This window comes from Yinghuangia aomiensis (assembly GCF_039542225.1).
In the GTDB taxonomy this organism is placed as follows: Bacteria; Actinomycetota; Actinomycetes; order Streptomycetales; family Streptomycetaceae; genus Yinghuangia; species Yinghuangia aomiensis.
Window position 1 is genome coordinate 46881 of sequence record NZ_BAABHS010000002.1, and the last position, 15038, is coordinate 61918.

Below are 15038 nucleotides of genomic sequence, written 5' to 3' on the forward strand. Positions count from 1 at the left end.
CCCGAAAGAGGGATTGACGAAACAGTGCTCGACGTCAACTTCTTCGACGAGCTGCGTATCGGCCTCGCCACCGCCGACGACATCCGCACGTGGTCGCACGGCGAGGTCAAGAAGCCCGAGACCATCAACTACCGCACCCTGAAGCCGGAAAAGGACGGGCTCTTCTGCGAGAAGATCTTCGGCCCCACCCGGGACTGGGAGTGCTACTGCGGCAAGTACAAGCGCGTCCGCTTCAAGGGCATCATCTGTGAGCGCTGCGGCGTCGAGGTCACTCGCGCCAAGGTGCGCCGTGAGCGGATGGGCCACATCGAGCTTGCCGCGCCGGTCACCCACATCTGGTACTTCAAGGGCGTCCCGAGCCGCCTCGGCTACCTGCTCGACCTCGCCCCGAAGGACCTCGAGAAGGTCATCTACTTCGCGGCGTACATGATCACGTACGTCGACGACGAGCGCCGCCAGCGCGACCTGCCGTCGCTCGAGGCCAAGATCTCCGTCGAGCGCCAGCAGATCGAGCAGCGCCGCGACGCCGCGGTCGAGGAGCGCCAGAAGAAGCTCGAGGGCGACCTGGCCGAGCTCGAGGCCGAGGGCGCCAAGTCCGACGTGCGCCGCAAGGTGCGCGAAGGCGCCGAGCGCGAGATGAAGCAGCTGCGCGACCGCAACCAGCGCGAGCTGGACCGTCTCGAAGAGGTCTGGACCCGGTTCAAGAACCTCAAGGTCCAGGACCTCGAAGGCGACGAGATCCTGTTCCGCGAGATGCGGGACCGCTTCGGCACCTACTTCCTCGGCAGCATGGGCGCGCAGGCGCTGCAGAAGCGCCTGGAGTCCTTCGACCTCGACGCCGAGGCCGAGAAGCTCCGCGAGATCATCCGCACCGGCAAGGGCCAGAAGAAGACCCGCGCGCTCAAGCGCCTCAAGGTCGTCTCCGCGTTCCTGCAGACCCGCAACAGCCCGACCGGCATGGTCCTGGACTGCGTCCCGGTCATCCCGCCGGACCTGCGTCCGATGGTGCAGCTGGACGGCGGCCGCTTCGCGACCTCCGACCTGAACGACCTGTACCGCCGCGTCATCAACCGCAACAACCGCCTGAAGCGGCTTCTCGACCTCGGCGCGCCCGAGATCATCGTGAACAACGAGAAGCGCATGCTCCAGGAGGCCGTCGACGCGCTGTTCGACAACGGCCGCCGCGGCCGTCCGGTCACCGGGCCGGGCAACCGCCCGCTCAAGTCGCTGTCCGACATGCTCAAGGGCAAGCAGGGCCGGTTCCGCCAGAACCTGCTCGGCAAGCGCGTCGACTACTCCGGCCGTTCGGTCATCGTCGTCGGCCCGCAGCTCAAGCTGCACCAGTGCGGTCTGCCCAAGCAGATGGCGCTGGAGCTGTTCAAGCCGTTCGTGATGAAGCGCCTGGTCGACCTGAACCACGCGCAGAACATCAAGTCGGCGAAGCGCATGGTCGAGCGCGCGCGCCCGGTGGTGTGGGACGTCCTCGAAGAGGTCATCGCCGAACACCCGGTGCTGCTCAACCGTGCCCCCACCCTGCACCGCCTCGGCATCCAGGCGTTCGAGCCGCAGCTGGTCGAGGGCAAGGCCATCCAGATCCACCCGCTCGTCTGCACCGCGTTCAACGCGGACTTCGACGGCGACCAGATGGCCGTGCACCTTCCGCTGTCCGCGGAGGCGCAGGCCGAGGCCCGCATCCTGATGCTGTCCTCGAACAACATCCTCAAGCCGGCGGACGGCCGCCCGGTCACCATGCCCACCCAGGACATGGTGCTCGGCCTGTTCTTCCTGACCTCGGAGCGCGAGGACATGAAGGGCGTCGGCCGGTCGTTCTCCTCGGTCGCCGAGGCGATCATGGCGTTCGACGCACGCGAGCTGGACCTCCAGGCGAAGATCGACCTGCGCCTGCGGGCCGGCACCGTGCCGCCGCGCGGCTGGGTCGCGCCGGACCCGGGTCCGGAAGGCATCGCGTGGGAGCCGGGCCAGCCGCTGCGCCTGCACACCACGCTCGGCCGCGCGCTGTTCCACGAGCTGCTGCCCTCGGACTACCCGTTCATCGACACCGAGGTCGGCAAGAAGCAGCTCTCCACGATCGTCAACGACCTCGCGGAGCGCTACCCCAAGGTCGAGGTCGCCGCGACGCTGGACAACCTCAAGGCCGCGGGCTTCCACTGGGCCACCCGTTCCGGTGTCACGGTGTCCATCTCGGACGTCGTCGTGCCGCCGAACAAGGGCCAGATCCTCGAGGGCTACGAGGCGCAGGCCGACAAGGTCCAGAAGCAGTACGAGCGCGGTCTCATCACCAAGGACGAGCGCGCGCAGGAGCAGATCCAGATCTGGACCAAGGCGACCAACGAGGTCGCCGAGGCGATGAACGCGAACTTCCCGAAGACGAACCCCATCTTCATGATGGTCGACTCGGGCGCGCGCGGAAACATGATGCAGATGCGTCAGATCGCCGGTATGCGTGGTCTGGTCTCGAACGCCAAGAACGAGACCATCCCGCGTCCCATCAAGGCGTCGTTCCGTGAAGGCCTGTCCGTGCTGGAGTACTTCATCTCCACGCACGGTGCCCGCAAGGGTCTGGCCGACACCGCGCTGCGTACCGCCGACTCGGGTTACCTGACCCGTCGTCTGGTGGACGTCTCGCAGGACGTGATCATCCGCGAAGAGGACTGCGGCACCGACCGCGGCCTCGCCCTGGACATCGCGGTCCGCGCCGCGGACGGCTCGCTGCGCAAGACCAACGACGTCGAGACCAGCGTGTACGCGCGCAGCCTCGCCGAAGACGTCGTGGTCGACGGCAAGGTCATCGCCCCCGCGGGCATCGACCTGGGCGACGTCACCATCAACACCCTCGTCGCCCACGGCGTCGAGAAGGTGAAGACCCGGTCCGTGCTGACCTGCGAGTCCAAGGTCGGTACGTGCGCGATGTGCTACGGCCGTTCGCTGGCCACCGGCAAGCTCGTCGACATCGGCGAAGCGGTCGGCATCATCGCGGCCCAGTCCATCGGTGAGCCCGGCACCCAGCTGACGATGCGTACCTTCCACACCGGTGGTGTGGCGGGTGACGACATCACCCAGGGTCTGCCGCGTGTCGTCGAGCTGTTCGAAGCCCGTACCCCCAAGGGTGTGGCGCCGATCAGCGAGGCGGCCGGCCGGGTCCGCATCGAGGACACCGACAAGACCCGCAAGGTCGTCGTCGTGCCGGACGACGGCACGGAAGAGCTGGCGTACGCCGTCTCCAAGCGTGTCAAGCTGACCGTCGAGGAAGGCGAGCACGTCGAGGTCGGCCAGCGCATGACCATGGGTGCGGTCAACCCGCACGACGTGCTGCGCATCCTCGGCCAGCGTGCGGTCCAGGTCCACCTGGTCGCCGAAGTGCAGAAGGTGTACAACTCGCAGGGCGTGTCGATCCACGACAAGCACATCGAGATCATCATCCGGCAGATGCTCCGCCGCGTGACGATCATCGAGTCCGGCGACGCCGAGCTGCTGCCGGGCGAGCTGGTCGAGCGCGGCCGGTTCGAGAGCGAGAACCGGCGCGTGGTGGCCGAGGCGGGCCAGCCCGCGTCCGGCCGTCCGCAGCTCATGGGTATCACCAAGGCGTCGCTGGCCACCGAGTCGTGGCTGTCGGCGGCCTCCTTCCAGGAGACGACCCGGGTGCTCACCGACGCGGCGATCCACGCCAAGTCGGACCCGCTGCTGGGCCTGAAGGAGAACGTGATCATCGGCAAGCTCATCCCGGCCGGTACGGGCATGCCCCGCTACCGCAACATCCGGGTCGAGCCGACCGAGGAGGCGAAGGCCGCGATGTACTCGATGTCCGGGTACGACGAGGCCGACTACTCCGCCTTCGGCACCGGCTCCGGCCAGGCCGTTCCGCTCGAGGAGTACGACTTCGGCGGTTACCAGGGCTGAGCCCGGACCCCGCAGTCCCCGCTGTACCGGCAGGGCCGCCACCGTTTCGGTGGCGGCCCTGCCGTCGTTCCACGACCGCCGCACGCGGTGCACTAAGGTGCCGTGACGCCGCATCGGCGGCCGTTGCGACACCACCGAACACCCGGGGGGGAACTCGTGAGCACACCTGGCGACCCGTGGGGCCAGAACCCCTATCAGAACCCGTACCAGCAGCCCGGCCAGCCGCCCCCGCCGCCGCCCGGCTACGGCCCCGGGTACCCGCCGCCCGGGCCGCCCGGATACGAGTACGGCTACGGCTACGGACCCCAGCCCGGCACCAACGGCTTCTCCATCGCGTCGCTCGTCCTGGGCATCATCTGCGCCTACTGGATCGGCTCGATCCTCGCCGTGATCTTCGGCCACATCGCGCTGTCCCAGATCGAGCGCAGCGGTCAGCAGGGCCGCGGCATGGCCATCGCCGGACTTGTCCTGGGCTACGTCTGGATCGCGGTCGGGATCGTCCTGATCATCATCGCCGTCAACGATCCGAACGCGTTCGACAGCGACGACATGCTCCGGACGCTCCTCGCCGCACGCTGAGCCGGTGCCGCCCGGGACGGCCGGGCGGCACCGTGAAGCTCCGGGCCGAACAGTTCGCGAATGTTCGGCGAACTCCGGAACGAACCCGGGACGAAACTGAGTACGTGTACGCACGCGGCAGCCCCCGTCCGTGGCGCACCATGAACAAGCCGCATCCGCGCGGCGGTGACCCGGAGCCCTAGGGGGAGCGATGCCGAACGGCCGCGACGGTGTGACGCCGGACGAGATGCGGTGCGCGCAGGCCGACCGCGACCGGTGCGCGGACGTCCTCAAGGCCGCCTGGGTCGAAGGCCGGCTCCGCGACGACGAGTACGAGGACCGCCGCGATCGCGTCCTCCAAGCCCTCACCTACGGCGAACTCAACGCGCTGGTACGGGATCTGCCCACGGGTGCGCTGCCCGGTGCCCCGGCCCCGCAGCCGTCCCCGCCCTACCCGGTGCCCCCGCACGCCCTGCACGCCCCGCACCCCGGCGCCCCGCGGCTGCCCGTGTGGGGCTACCCGCAGTACGTCATGCGCCCCGCGCCGGCCGGCGGCCTCGCCGTGACCTCTCTGGTCGTCGGCATCGTCTCGATCGTGGTGATGTGGCCGGCCAGCGCGATCCTGTTCGGCGTCCGGGACCAGTTCAACTGGGTGCCGTTCGTCTCCGCGGCCGTCGCCATCGTCACCGGCCACCTCGCGCTGTACCAGGCGCGGACCCGCGCCGACGGGCGCCGCGGCGGCACGCAGCTCGCCGTCGCGGGCTCGTGCCTGGGCTGGATCCAGGTGGTGTGCGCCGCGCTGGCAGCCCTGCCGAGCTGACCGCCGTGGCGCCCTGCGCCGACGCCCGGTAGCGTGACCCGGGAAAGGGGTACGGAGGGCCGGCAACCGGCAAAACCGGAGGTCGGAGCACGCGGAAGCGTGCGATTCCAAGGTGGCGACAGGGGCGTCGGCTTTCGCTTTGACCTCTGCTCGTGTGGTAGGTACTCTCTTTCCTTGTGCCTGGGGTGTCCCCGGGTTCTTGTGCCTGCGCTCACCCGACATCCGGCTCGGATGCGTCCGTGAGAGGGTGCAGGAGACCGAAACACATACCTCCCGATTCCGTTCCGCGCTGAAGACTGGGCGACACGCCCGACCGCGGGGGCCGGATAGGCGGGTAGGCGATGGCCCTACACCCAGGGAAACAGGCCATCCAGCAGCACATTGAAGATGCAGTCGTTCTACAGACCGCTTGGCACGAAGAAGACGGAGACGCGGTGCCCACGATCCAGCAGCTGGTCCGAAAGGGCCGCCAGGACAAGGTCGATAAGGCCAAGACTCCGGCGCTCAAGGGGAGCCCGCAGCGTCGCGGCGTGTGCACCCGTGTTTACACGACGACGCCGAAGAAGCCGAACTCGGCGCTTCGCAAGGTGGCGCGTGTTCGCCTGACGAGTGGCATTGAGGTCACGGCGTACATCCCCGGTGAGGGTCACAACCTGCAGGAGCACTCGATCGTGCTCGTCCGCGGTGGTCGTGTGAAGGACCTCCCGGGTGTTCGCTACAAGATCATTCGGGGTTCGCTCGACACCCAGGGTGTCAAGAACCGCAAGCAGGCGCGCAGCCGCTACGGCGCGAAGAAGGAGAAGAGCTAATGCCTCGCAAGGGCCCGGCCCCGAAGCGACCGGTCATCATCGACCCGGTGTACAACTCGCCGTTGGTCACCTCGCTGGTGAACAAGGTCCTGCTGGACGGCAAGCGCTCCACCGCCGAGCGGATCGTGTACGGCGCGCTCGAAGGCTGCCGTGAGAAGACCGGCACCGACCCCGTCATCACGCTCAAGCGCGCGCTCGAGAACGTGAAGCCGACCCTCGAGGTCCGCAGCCGCCGTGTCGGTGGCGCGACCTACCAGGTCCCGGTCGAGGTCCGCCCCGGCCGCTCCACCACGCTCGCTCTCCGCTGGCTCGTCGGTTACTCCCGCGCCCGTCGCGAGAAGACGATGACCGAGCGTCTGATGAACGAGCTGCTGGACGCCAGCAACGGTCTTGGCGCTGCTGTGAAGAAGCGCGAAGACACGCACAAGATGGCCGACTCCAACAAGGCCTTCGCGCACTACCGCTGGTAGTCGTCACCCCGTCGAACGAGATACGAGAGAGAAAGCCACATGGCTACCACTGCTCTTGACCTGGCCAGGGTCCGAAACATCGGGATCATGGCTCACATCGACGCGGGCAAGACCACGACGACTGAGCGGATCCTGTTCTACACGGGCGTGAACTACAAGATCGGCGAGGTCCACGAGGGCGCCGCCACCATGGACTGGATGGAGCAGGAGCAGGAGCGTGGTATCACCATCACCTCTGCTGCCACCACCTGTCACTGGACGCTCGAAGATGTAGACAACACGATCAACATCATCGACACCCCGGGCCACGTGGACTTCACGGTCGAGGTGGAGCGTTCGCTCCGCGTCCTCGACGGTGCGGTCACCGTGTTCGACGGTGTCGCGGGTGTCGAGCCGCAGTCCGAGACGGTGTGGCGTCAGGCCGACCGTTACGGCGTCCCGCGCATCTGCTTCGTGAACAAGCTGGACCGCACCGGTGCGGAGTTCTTCCGCTGCGTCGACATGATCGTCGACCGCCTGGGCGCGACCCCGCTCGTCATGCAGGTGCCGATCGGTGCCGAGGCCGACTTCCAGGGCGTCGTGGACCTGGTCCGCATGAAGGCCCTGGTGTGGTCCGCCGAGGCGGCCAAGGGCGAGATGTACGACGTCGTCGACATCCCGGCCACGCACACCGAGATCGCGCAGACCTGGCGCGAGAAGCTCGTGGAGACCATCTCCGAGCACGACGAAGAGATGATGGAGATGTTCCTCGAGGGCCAGGAGCCCAGCGAGGAGCAGCTGTTCGCGGCCATCCGCCGCGCCACCATCGCTTCGACGAGCGAGGAAAAGAAGGACGAGCCGACCTTCACCCCGGTCTTCTGCGGAACCGCCTTCAAGAACAAGGGCGTTCAGCCGCTGCTCGACGCCGTCGTGCGTTACCTGCCGTCGCCTCTCGACCGTGAGGTCATCGAGGGCCACAAGGTGGGCGACGAGTCGACGGTCATCGAGCGCCGGCCGGCCGAGACCGAGCCGCTGGCCGCTCTCGCGTTCAAGATCATGAGCGACCCGCACCTCGGCAAGCTCACCTTCGTCCGGGTGTACTCGGGCCGCATGGAGTCGGGATCTGCCGTCCTGAACTCCGTGAAGGGCAAGAAGGAGCGCATCGGCAAGATCTACCGGATGCACGCGAACAAGCGTGAGGAGATCCCGAGCGCCGGTGCCGGCGACATCGTCGCCGTCATGGGCCTGAAGGACACCACCACCGGTGAGACCCTGTCGGACAGCGCGAACCCGGTCATCCTCGAGTCGATGACCTTCCCGGCCCCGGTCATCCAGGTCGCCATCGAGCCCAAGTCGAAGGGCGACCAGGAGAAGCTCGGCGTCGCGATCCAGCGGCTCGCCGAAGAAGACCCCTCCTTCCAGGTGCACACCGACGAGGAGACCGGCCAGACCATCATCGGCGGCATGGGCGAACTGCACCTCGAGGTGCTGGTCGACCGCATGAAGCGCGAGTTCAAGGTCGAGGCCAACGTCGGCAAGCCGCAGGTGGCTTACCGCGAGACGATCCGTTCGGCTGTCGAGCGCGTGGACTACACGCACAAGAAGCAGACCGGCGGTTCGGGTCAGTTCGCCAAGGTGCAGATCGGCATCGAGCCGCTCGACGCCGGCGGCGACGACAACTACGAGTTCGTCAACAAGGTCACCGGTGGCCGTATCCCCCGGGAGTACATCCCGTCGGTGGACTCCGGTTGCCAGGAGGCCATGGAGTTCGGCGTTCTCGCCGGCTTCCCGCTGGTGGGTGTGCGGGTCATCCTGCACGACGGTGCCTACCACGAGGTCGACTCCTCCGAGCTGGCCTTCAAGATCGCCGGTTCCATGGCGTTCAAGGAGGCGGCCCGCAAGGCGAACCCGGCGCTTCTCGAGCCGATGATGGCCGTGGAGGTGACGACGCCCGAGGACTACATGGGCGACGTCATCGGCGACCTGAACTCGCGCCGCGGCCAGATCCAGGCCATGGAGGAGCGCAGCGGAGCCCGCGTTGTGAAGGCTCTCGTTCCGCTGTCGGAGATGTTCGGCTACGTCGGCGACCTCCGGAGCAAGACCTCGGGCCGGGCCAGCTACAGCATGCAGTTCGACTCGTACGCCGAGGTTCCCAAGAACGTCGCGGACGAGATCATCGCCAAGTCCCGCGGCGAGTAAGACACACCGTCACGGGACATGGGGCCCGGAGTCCTTCGCGGGATTCCGGGCCACCGGCCCGCCCCAGATCACCCCGACGTCGTACGGCGTAAAGAACCAGTCCACAGGAGGACCCCAGTGGCGAAGGCGAAGTTCGAGCGGACTAAGCCGCACGTCAACATCGGCACCATCGGTCACATCGACCACGGTAAGACGACCCTTACCGCGGCGATCACCCGCGTGCTGCACGACGCGTACCCGGACCTGAACCCCTTCACGCCGTTCGACCAGATCGACAAGGCGCCGGAAGAGCGTCAGCGCGGTATCACGATCTCCATCGCGCACGTGGAGTACCAGACGGAGAACCGTCACTACGCCCACGTCGACTGCCCGGGTCACGCGGACTACATCAAGAACATGATCACGGGTGCCGCGCAGATGGACGGCGCCATCCTCGTGGTCGCCGCCACCGACGGCCCGATGCCGCAGACCAAGGAGCACGTGCTCCTGGCCCGCCAGGTCGGCGTTCCGTACATCGTCGTCGCCCTGAACAAGGCCGACATGGTGGACGACGAGGAGATCCTGGAGCTCGTCGAGCTCGAGGTCCGCGAGCTGCTCTCCGAGTACGAGTTCCCGGGCGACGACCTGCCGGTCGTGCGCGTCTCGGCGCTCAAGGCCCTTGAGGGCGACGCGGAGTGGGGCGGCAAGCTCCTCGAGCTGATGGCCGCGGTCGACGAGTCGATCCCGACTCCCGAGCGCGACGTCGACAAGCCGTTCCTGATGCCGGTCGAGGACGTCTTCACGATCACCGGTCGCGGTACGGTCGTCACCGGCCGTATCGAGCGCGGTATCGTCAAGGTCAACGAGACCGTCGACATCGTGGGCATCAAGAACGAGAAGACCACCACCACGGTCACCGGCATCGAGATGTTCCGCAAGCTGCTCGACGAGGGCCAGGCGGGCGAGAACGTCGGTCTGCTCCTCCGCGGCATCAAGCGCGAGGACGTCGAGCGCGGCCAGGTCATCATCAAGCCGGGTTCGGTCACGCCGCACACCGACTTCGAGGCCCAGGTCTACATCCTGTCCAAGGACGAGGGTGGCCGCCACACGCCGTTCTTCAACAACTACCGTCCGCAGTTCTACTTCCGGACGACGGACGTTACCGGCGTGGTGACCCTCCCCGAGGGCACCGAGATGGTGATGCCCGGTGACAACACCGGCATGACCGTCGCCCTGATCCAGCCGATCGCCATGGAGGAGGGCCTGCGCTTCGCCATCCGCGAAGGCGGCCGTACCGTCGGCGCCGGCCAGGTCGTCAAGATCCTCAAGTGATCATCGTCCCGCCCGCCGGCCCGCAAGGGCCGACGGGCGGGACTTTGTTCGTGCCGAAAGGCATGGGAGATCACACCCCCGTTTGTTGGCGGGGCGGACTCCCCACTGTGACCACGGGGCTCCGTGCACTGGCAGCGTGCTAGCGCACGGGCCCCGATTGGCCAAGGCGGCACTCCGTGTTGCATACTGGTCAAGTTGCCCGGTTCGGCCAAGGGGCCTTTGTGTGCCTTTGCCGCGAGCCCTGGCTGTGCGTTCTCACGTGTGAGGGCGCCCGGTTCGGTCGACGGGCTTCAGTGTGGACCAGCCTCCCCGCCGCCCATCGCGTGTTTGCGCGCGTGGTCGTCTCGTGGACGCATCGATGCTCAGCCGCTTGCCGCAGCGGCGCGGGCAGTGCGTTCCGTTGCTTGCTCCGGCTCCCCGAGCCTCCCCGGAAGGGGTGTTCAAGGGTGCCATGCGGGCAACAAGGCGACACGCCCGACCGCGGGGGTCGGAGGACGAGGAGCCCGGAAGGGCTTCCGGACAACACTTCCTCCCGCGACAGCGGGGGTGATCCGCAGCGGTACGAGAGAAGGAATTCAAAGCAGCCATGGCGGGACAGAAGATCCGCATCCGGCTCAAGGCCTACGACCACGAGGTCATCGACAGCTCGGCGCGCAAGATCGTCGAGACGGTGACCCGTACGGGCGCGCAGGTCGCGGGCCCGGTGCCGCTGCCGACCGAAAAGAACGTGTACTGCGTCATCCGCTCGCCGCACAAGTACAAGGACTCGCGCGAGCACTTCGAGATGCGCACTCACAAGCGGCTCATCGACATTCTCGACCCGACGCCGAAGACCGTCGACTCGCTCATGCGTCTCGACCTGCCGGCCGGTGTCGACATCGAGATCAAGCTCTGAGGACGCACCGACGATGACGAAGCAGATGAAGGGCATCCTGGGCACCAAGCTCGGCATGACCCAGGTCTGGGACGAGAACAACCGCGTCGTTCCGGTGACCGTCGTCCAGGCCGGGCCGTGCGTCGTGACCCAGGTCCGTACCTCCGACACGGACGGCTACAGCGCCGTCCAGATCGCGTACGGGCAGATCGACCCGCGCAAGGTCAACAAGCCGCTGGCCGGCCACTTCGCCAAGGCGAACGTGACGCCGCGCCGCCACCTGGTGGAGCTCCGCACCTCCGACGCCGGCGACTACGCGCTCGGCCAGGAGATCAACGCGGACGTCTTCGAGCCCGGCCAGAAGGTCGACGTCTCGGGCACCAGCAAGGGCAAGGGCACCGCCGGTGTCATGAAGCGCCACGGCTTCCACGGCCTCGGCGCCTCGCACGGTACCCAGCGCAAGCACCGCTCGCCGGGCTCCATCGGCGGCTGTGCCACCCCGGGCCGCGTGTTCAAGGGTGTGCGCATGGCGGGCCGCATGGGCAACGTGCGCGTGTCCACTCAGAACCTGACCGTCCACGCTGTCGACGCCGAGAAGGGCCTCATCCTGGTCAAGGGTGCGGTTCCCGGTCCGAACGGCGGCCTCGTCCTGGTCCGCACCGCGGCCAAGGGGGCGTGAACCACATGACCAGCATTGACGTTCTCTCGCCGGCCGGCGAGAAGACCGGCTCCGTCGACCTCCCCGCGGAGATCTTCGGCGTCCAGGTGAGCATCCCGACGATCCACCAGGTCGTCGTGGCGCAGCTCGCCGCTGCCCGCCAGGGCACGCACAAGACGAAGACGCGTGGCGAGGTCCGCGGCGGCGGCCGGAAGCCGTACCGCCAGAAGGGCACCGGCCGCGCCCGTCAGGGCTCGACCCGCGCCCCGCAGTTCGCGGGCGGCGGCGTGGTCCACGGACCCGTGCCGCGCGACTACGCGCAGCGGACCCCGAAGAAGATGAAGGCTGCCGCGCTCCGCGGTGCACTGACCGACCGTGCCGTGCACGCGCGCATCCACTGCGTGTCCGCGCTGGTCGACGGTGACGCCTCCACCAAGGCCGCCAAGACCCTTCTGGGCAAGATCAGCGAGCGCAAGCACGTGCTCCTGGTCGTCGAGAAGGACGACACGGCCGCCTGGCTGAGCGCCCGGAACCTCCCGCAGGTGCACATCCTGGAGCCGGGCCAGCTGAACACCTACGACGTGCTCGTTTCCGACGACGTGGTCTTCACCAAGGCCGCTCTGGACCGGTTCATCGCCGGCTCGCCCTCGGGCAAGTCCGCGACGGCCGTTGCCACTTCGAGCGAGCTTGAAGGGAGCGACGAGGCGTGAGCGAGACCACGCAGGTCACCAGCAAGACCTTCACCGACCCGCGCGACGTGCTGCTGAAGCCGGTGATCTCGGAGAAGTCCTACGGGCTCCTCGACGAGAACAAGTACACGTTCATCGTCCACCCGGACGCGAACAAGACCCAGATCAAGCAGGCCGTCATCGCGGTCTTCGGGGTCAAGGTCACGGACGTGAACACCATCAACCGGCAGGGCAAGCGCAAGCGGTCCCGCACCGGCATGGGCAAGCGCAAGGACACGAAGCGAGCGATCGTCACCCTGGCCGAGGGCGAGCGGATCGACATCTTCGGTGGACCCGTCGGCTGACGGCCGCTGATACGGACGAGGACTAAGAGAAGCCATGGGCATCCGCAAGTACAAGCCGACGACTCCGGGCCGTCGTGGCGCCAGCGTCGCCGACTTCGTCGAGATCACGCGGTCCACGCCGGAGAAGTCGCTGGTCCGCCCGCTGCACAGCAAGGGTGGTCGTAACAACCACGGTCGCGTGACCACGCGCCACCAGGGTGGCGGCCACAAGCGTGCGTACCGCGTCATCGACTTCCGCCGGAACGACAAGGACGGCGTGCCGGCCAAGGTCGCGCACATCGAGTACGACCCCAACCGCACCGCGCGTATCGCGCTGCTGCACTACGCGGACGGCGAGAAGCGCTACATCCTGGCGCCGAACAAGCTCCGTCAGGGCGACCGGATCGAGAACGGCCCGACGGCCGACATCAAGCCGGGCAACAACCTGCAGCTGCGCAACATCCCGGTCGGTACGGTCGTCCACGCGATCGAGCTGCGTCCGGGCGGCGGCGCCAAGCTGGCCCGCTCGGCCGGTGCCAGCGTCCAGCTGCTGGCCAAGGAAGGCGCGTTCGCGACCCTCCGTATGCCGTCGGGTGAGATCCGCCTGGTCGACGTCCGCTGCCGCGCCACTGTGGGCGAGGTCGGCAACGCCGAGCAGTCGAACATCAACTGGGGCAAGGCCGGCCGCATGCGCTGGAAGGGCAAGCGCCCGACCGTCCGCGGTGTGGCGATGAACCCGATCGACCACCCGCACGGTGGTGGTGAGGGCAAGACCTCCGGTGGCCGCCACCCGGTTTCGCCGTGGGGCCAGAAGGAAGGTCGCACCCGCCGGCCGAAGAAGGCCAGCGACAAGCTGATCATCCGCCGCCGCAAGACGAACAAGAAGCGCTAGGAGCAGGTCTGATGCCGCGCAGTCTGAAGAAGGGGCCCTTCGTCGACGACCACCTGATCAAGAAGGTGGACGTGCAGAACGAAAAGGGCACCAAGAACGTCATCAAGACCTGGTCCCGCCGCTCGATGATCATCCCGGCGATGCTGGGTCACACCATCGCGGTACACGACGGCCGCAAGCACGTCCCGGTGTTCGTCACCGAGGCGATGGTCGGCCACAAGCTCGGCGAGTTCGCCCCGACCCGGACCTTCCGTGGCCACGAGAAGGACGACCGCAAGTCGCGTCGTCGCTGACCGGCGAGCTACAAGGAAACCGAACTGAGATGAACAAGGGGACTTCAATGGAAGCCAGGGCCCAGGCGCGGTACATCCGCGTCACGCCCATGAAGGCTCGCCGGGTTGTCGACCTGATCCGCGGCGTCGACGCCGCCGAAGCGCAGGCCATCCTGCGGTTCGCGCAGCAGGCCGCGAGCGAGCCGGTGGGCAAGGTGCTGGACAGCGCCATTGCCAACGCCGGGCACAACCACAACCTCGACACGAACAACCTGTACGTGTCCGAGGCGTACGTCGACGAGGGCCCGACCCTGAAGCGGTTCCGGCCGCGTGCCCAGGGCCGCGCGTACCGCATCCGCAAGCGCACCAGCCACATCACCGTGGTTGTCGCCGAGAAGGAGAGGACCCGCTAGTGGGCCAGAAGGTTAACCCGCACGGGTTCCGCCTCGGTATCACCACGGACTTCAAGTCGCGCTGGTACGCCGACAAGCTGTACAAGGACTACGTCAAGGAAGACGTCGCCATCCGCCGGATGATGACGCAGGGCATGGAGCGGGCCGGCATCTCCAAGGTGGAGATCGAGCGCACCCGCGACCGCGTCCGCGTCGACATCCACACCGCCCGGCCGGGCATCGTCATCGGCCGCCGCGGCGCGGAAGCCGACCGCATCCGGGGCGACCTCGAGAAGCTGACCGGCAAGCAGGTCCAGCTGAACATCCTCGAGGTCAAGAACCCCGAGATCGACGCGCAGCTCGTGGCGCAGGGCGTCGCCGAGCAGCTCTCGTCGCGTGTCTCCTTCCGCCGCGCCATGCGCAAGGCGATGCAGACCGCGATGAAGTCGGGTGCCAAGGGCATCAAGATCCAGTGCGGCGGCCGCCTCGGCGGCGCGGAGATGTCGCGCTCGGAGTTCTACCGCGAGGGTCGTGTGCCGCTGCACACGCTGCGCGCGAACGTCGAGTACGGCTTCTTCGAGGCGCGCACCACCTTCGGCCGCATCGGCGTGAAGGTCTGGATCTACAAGGGCGACGTCAAGAACATCGCCGAGGTCCGCGCGGACAACGCCGCGGCGCGTGCGGGCAACCGCCCGTCGCGTGGCCCGGGCGGCAGCGACCGTCCGCGTGGCGGCCGCGGTGGCGAGCGTCGTGGCGGTGGCCGCGGCGGACGCCCGCAGAACGAAGCGCCGGCGACCGAGTCCGCTGACTCCGCCGCGCCGGCTGCCGAGGCTGCGACCCCGGCGCCCGAGACCGGAACGGAGGCCTGACCCCG

At 67.8% G+C, this 15038-nt stretch carries 15 protein-coding genes; all 15 read left to right on the forward strand.

Annotation, left to right across the window (positions count from 1 at the left end):
• Positions 1-24: 24 nt before the first annotated feature.
• Positions 25-3918, forward strand: a complete 3894-nt coding sequence (locus ABEA93_RS02640) for a DNA-directed RNA polymerase subunit beta' (protein ID WP_345673592.1) — start codon at positions 25-27, stop codon at positions 3916-3918.
• Positions 3919-4074: 156 nt separating this feature from the next.
• Positions 4075-4497, forward strand: coding sequence for a DUF4190 domain-containing protein (locus tag ABEA93_RS02645; RefSeq protein ID WP_345673593.1), 423 nt, complete (start codon positions 4075-4077; stop codon positions 4495-4497).
• A gap of 190 nt (positions 4498-4687) precedes the next feature.
• Positions 4688-5296, forward strand: coding sequence for a DUF1707 and DUF4190 domain-containing protein (locus ABEA93_RS02650; RefSeq protein WP_345673594.1), 609 nt, complete (start codon positions 4688-4690; stop codon positions 5294-5296).
• Between the two features lie 434 nt (positions 5297-5730).
• The gene (rpsL, locus tag ABEA93_RS02655) at positions 5731-6105 is read left to right on the forward strand and encodes a 30S ribosomal protein S12 (RefSeq protein WP_020549242.1); all 375 of its coding nucleotides are present in this window, start codon (positions 5731-5733) and stop codon (positions 6103-6105) included.
• Positions 6105-6575: a 30S ribosomal protein S7 gene (gene rpsG, locus ABEA93_RS02660; protein ID WP_345673595.1), complete on the forward strand. Its 471-nt coding sequence runs from the start codon at positions 6105-6107 to the stop codon at positions 6573-6575. Before rpsL ends, rpsG begins: the two co-directional genes overlap by 1 nt.
• A gap of 39 nt (positions 6576-6614) precedes the next feature.
• The gene (fusA, locus tag ABEA93_RS02665; protein ID WP_345673596.1) at positions 6615-8753 is read left to right on the forward strand and encodes an elongation factor G; all 2139 of its coding nucleotides are present in this window, start codon (positions 6615-6617) and stop codon (positions 8751-8753) included.
• 117 nt (positions 8754-8870) lie between these two features.
• Positions 8871-10064: an elongation factor Tu gene (gene tuf, locus ABEA93_RS02670; protein ID WP_345673597.1), complete on the forward strand. Its 1194-nt coding sequence runs from the start codon at positions 8871-8873 to the stop codon at positions 10062-10064.
• Between the two features lie 586 nt (positions 10065-10650).
• Positions 10651-10959: a 30S ribosomal protein S10 gene (gene rpsJ, locus ABEA93_RS02675; RefSeq protein ID WP_066889903.1), complete on the forward strand. Its 309-nt coding sequence runs from the start codon at positions 10651-10653 to the stop codon at positions 10957-10959.
• Between the two features lie 13 nt (positions 10960-10972).
• Positions 10973-11617: a 50S ribosomal protein L3 gene (gene rplC / locus ABEA93_RS02680; RefSeq protein WP_345673598.1), complete on the forward strand. Its 645-nt coding sequence runs from the start codon at positions 10973-10975 to the stop codon at positions 11615-11617.
• Positions 11618-11622: 5 nt separating this feature from the next.
• A complete protein-coding gene (gene rplD / locus ABEA93_RS02685; protein ID WP_345673599.1) occupies positions 11623-12306 on the forward strand; it encodes a 50S ribosomal protein L4 in 684 nt (227 codons plus the stop codon).
• Positions 12303-12629 carry a 50S ribosomal protein L23 gene (gene rplW, locus ABEA93_RS02690; RefSeq protein ID WP_345673600.1) on the forward strand — a complete coding sequence of 109 codons (327 nt, stop codon included), beginning with the start codon at positions 12303-12305 and terminating at the stop codon, positions 12627-12629. Before rplD ends, rplW begins: the two co-directional genes overlap by 4 nt.
• A 34-nt stretch (positions 12630-12663) precedes the next feature.
• On the forward strand, positions 12664-13500 hold the full coding sequence (rplB, locus tag ABEA93_RS02695; RefSeq protein ID WP_345673602.1) for a 50S ribosomal protein L2: 837 nt from the start codon (positions 12664-12666) through the stop codon (positions 13498-13500).
• 11 nt (positions 13501-13511) lie between these two features.
• A complete protein-coding gene (rpsS, locus tag ABEA93_RS02700) occupies positions 13512-13793 on the forward strand; it encodes a 30S ribosomal protein S19 (protein ID WP_345673603.1) in 282 nt (93 codons plus the stop codon).
• Positions 13794-13840: 47 nt separating this feature from the next.
• Entirely contained in the window at positions 13841-14185 is a 345-nt protein-coding gene (gene rplV / locus ABEA93_RS02705; RefSeq protein ID WP_231778761.1) for a 50S ribosomal protein L22, read from the forward strand.
• Complete coding sequence (rpsC, locus tag ABEA93_RS02710; protein ID WP_345673605.1) at positions 14185-15033, forward strand: 30S ribosomal protein S3; 849 nt, start codon at positions 14185-14187, stop codon at positions 15031-15033. The genes rplV and rpsC overlap by 1 nt, the downstream gene beginning before the upstream one ends.
• The last annotated feature ends 5 nt before the right edge of the window (positions 15034-15038 follow it).

Bases quoted from the DNA above. Each gene is read 5' to 3' on its own strand.
- rplC (WP_345673598.1), top strand. From the start codon at position 10,973: ATGACGAAGCAGATGAAGGGCATCCTGGGCACCAAGCTCGGCATGACC.
- rplD (WP_345673599.1), top strand. From the start codon at position 11,623: ATGACCAGCATTGACGTTCTCTCGCCGGCCGGCGAGAAGACCGGCTCC.
- rpsS (WP_345673603.1), top strand. From the start codon at position 13,512: ATGCCGCGCAGTCTGAAGAAGGGGCCCTTCGTCGACGACCACCTGATC.
- rplV (WP_231778761.1), top strand. From the start codon at position 13,841: ATGGAAGCCAGGGCCCAGGCGCGGTACATCCGCGTCACGCCCATGAAG.
- rpsJ (WP_066889903.1), top strand. From the start codon at position 10,651: ATGGCGGGACAGAAGATCCGCATCCGGCTCAAGGCCTACGACCACGAG.
- fusA (WP_345673596.1), top strand. From the start codon at position 6,615: ATGGCTACCACTGCTCTTGACCTGGCCAGGGTCCGAAACATCGGGATC.
- rpsG (WP_345673595.1), top strand. From the start codon at position 6,105: ATGCCTCGCAAGGGCCCGGCCCCGAAGCGACCGGTCATCATCGACCCG.
- rplB (WP_345673602.1), top strand. From the start codon at position 12,664: ATGGGCATCCGCAAGTACAAGCCGACGACTCCGGGCCGTCGTGGCGCC.
- ABEA93_RS02650 (WP_345673594.1), top strand. From the start codon at position 4,688: ATGCCGAACGGCCGCGACGGTGTGACGCCGGACGAGATGCGGTGCGCG.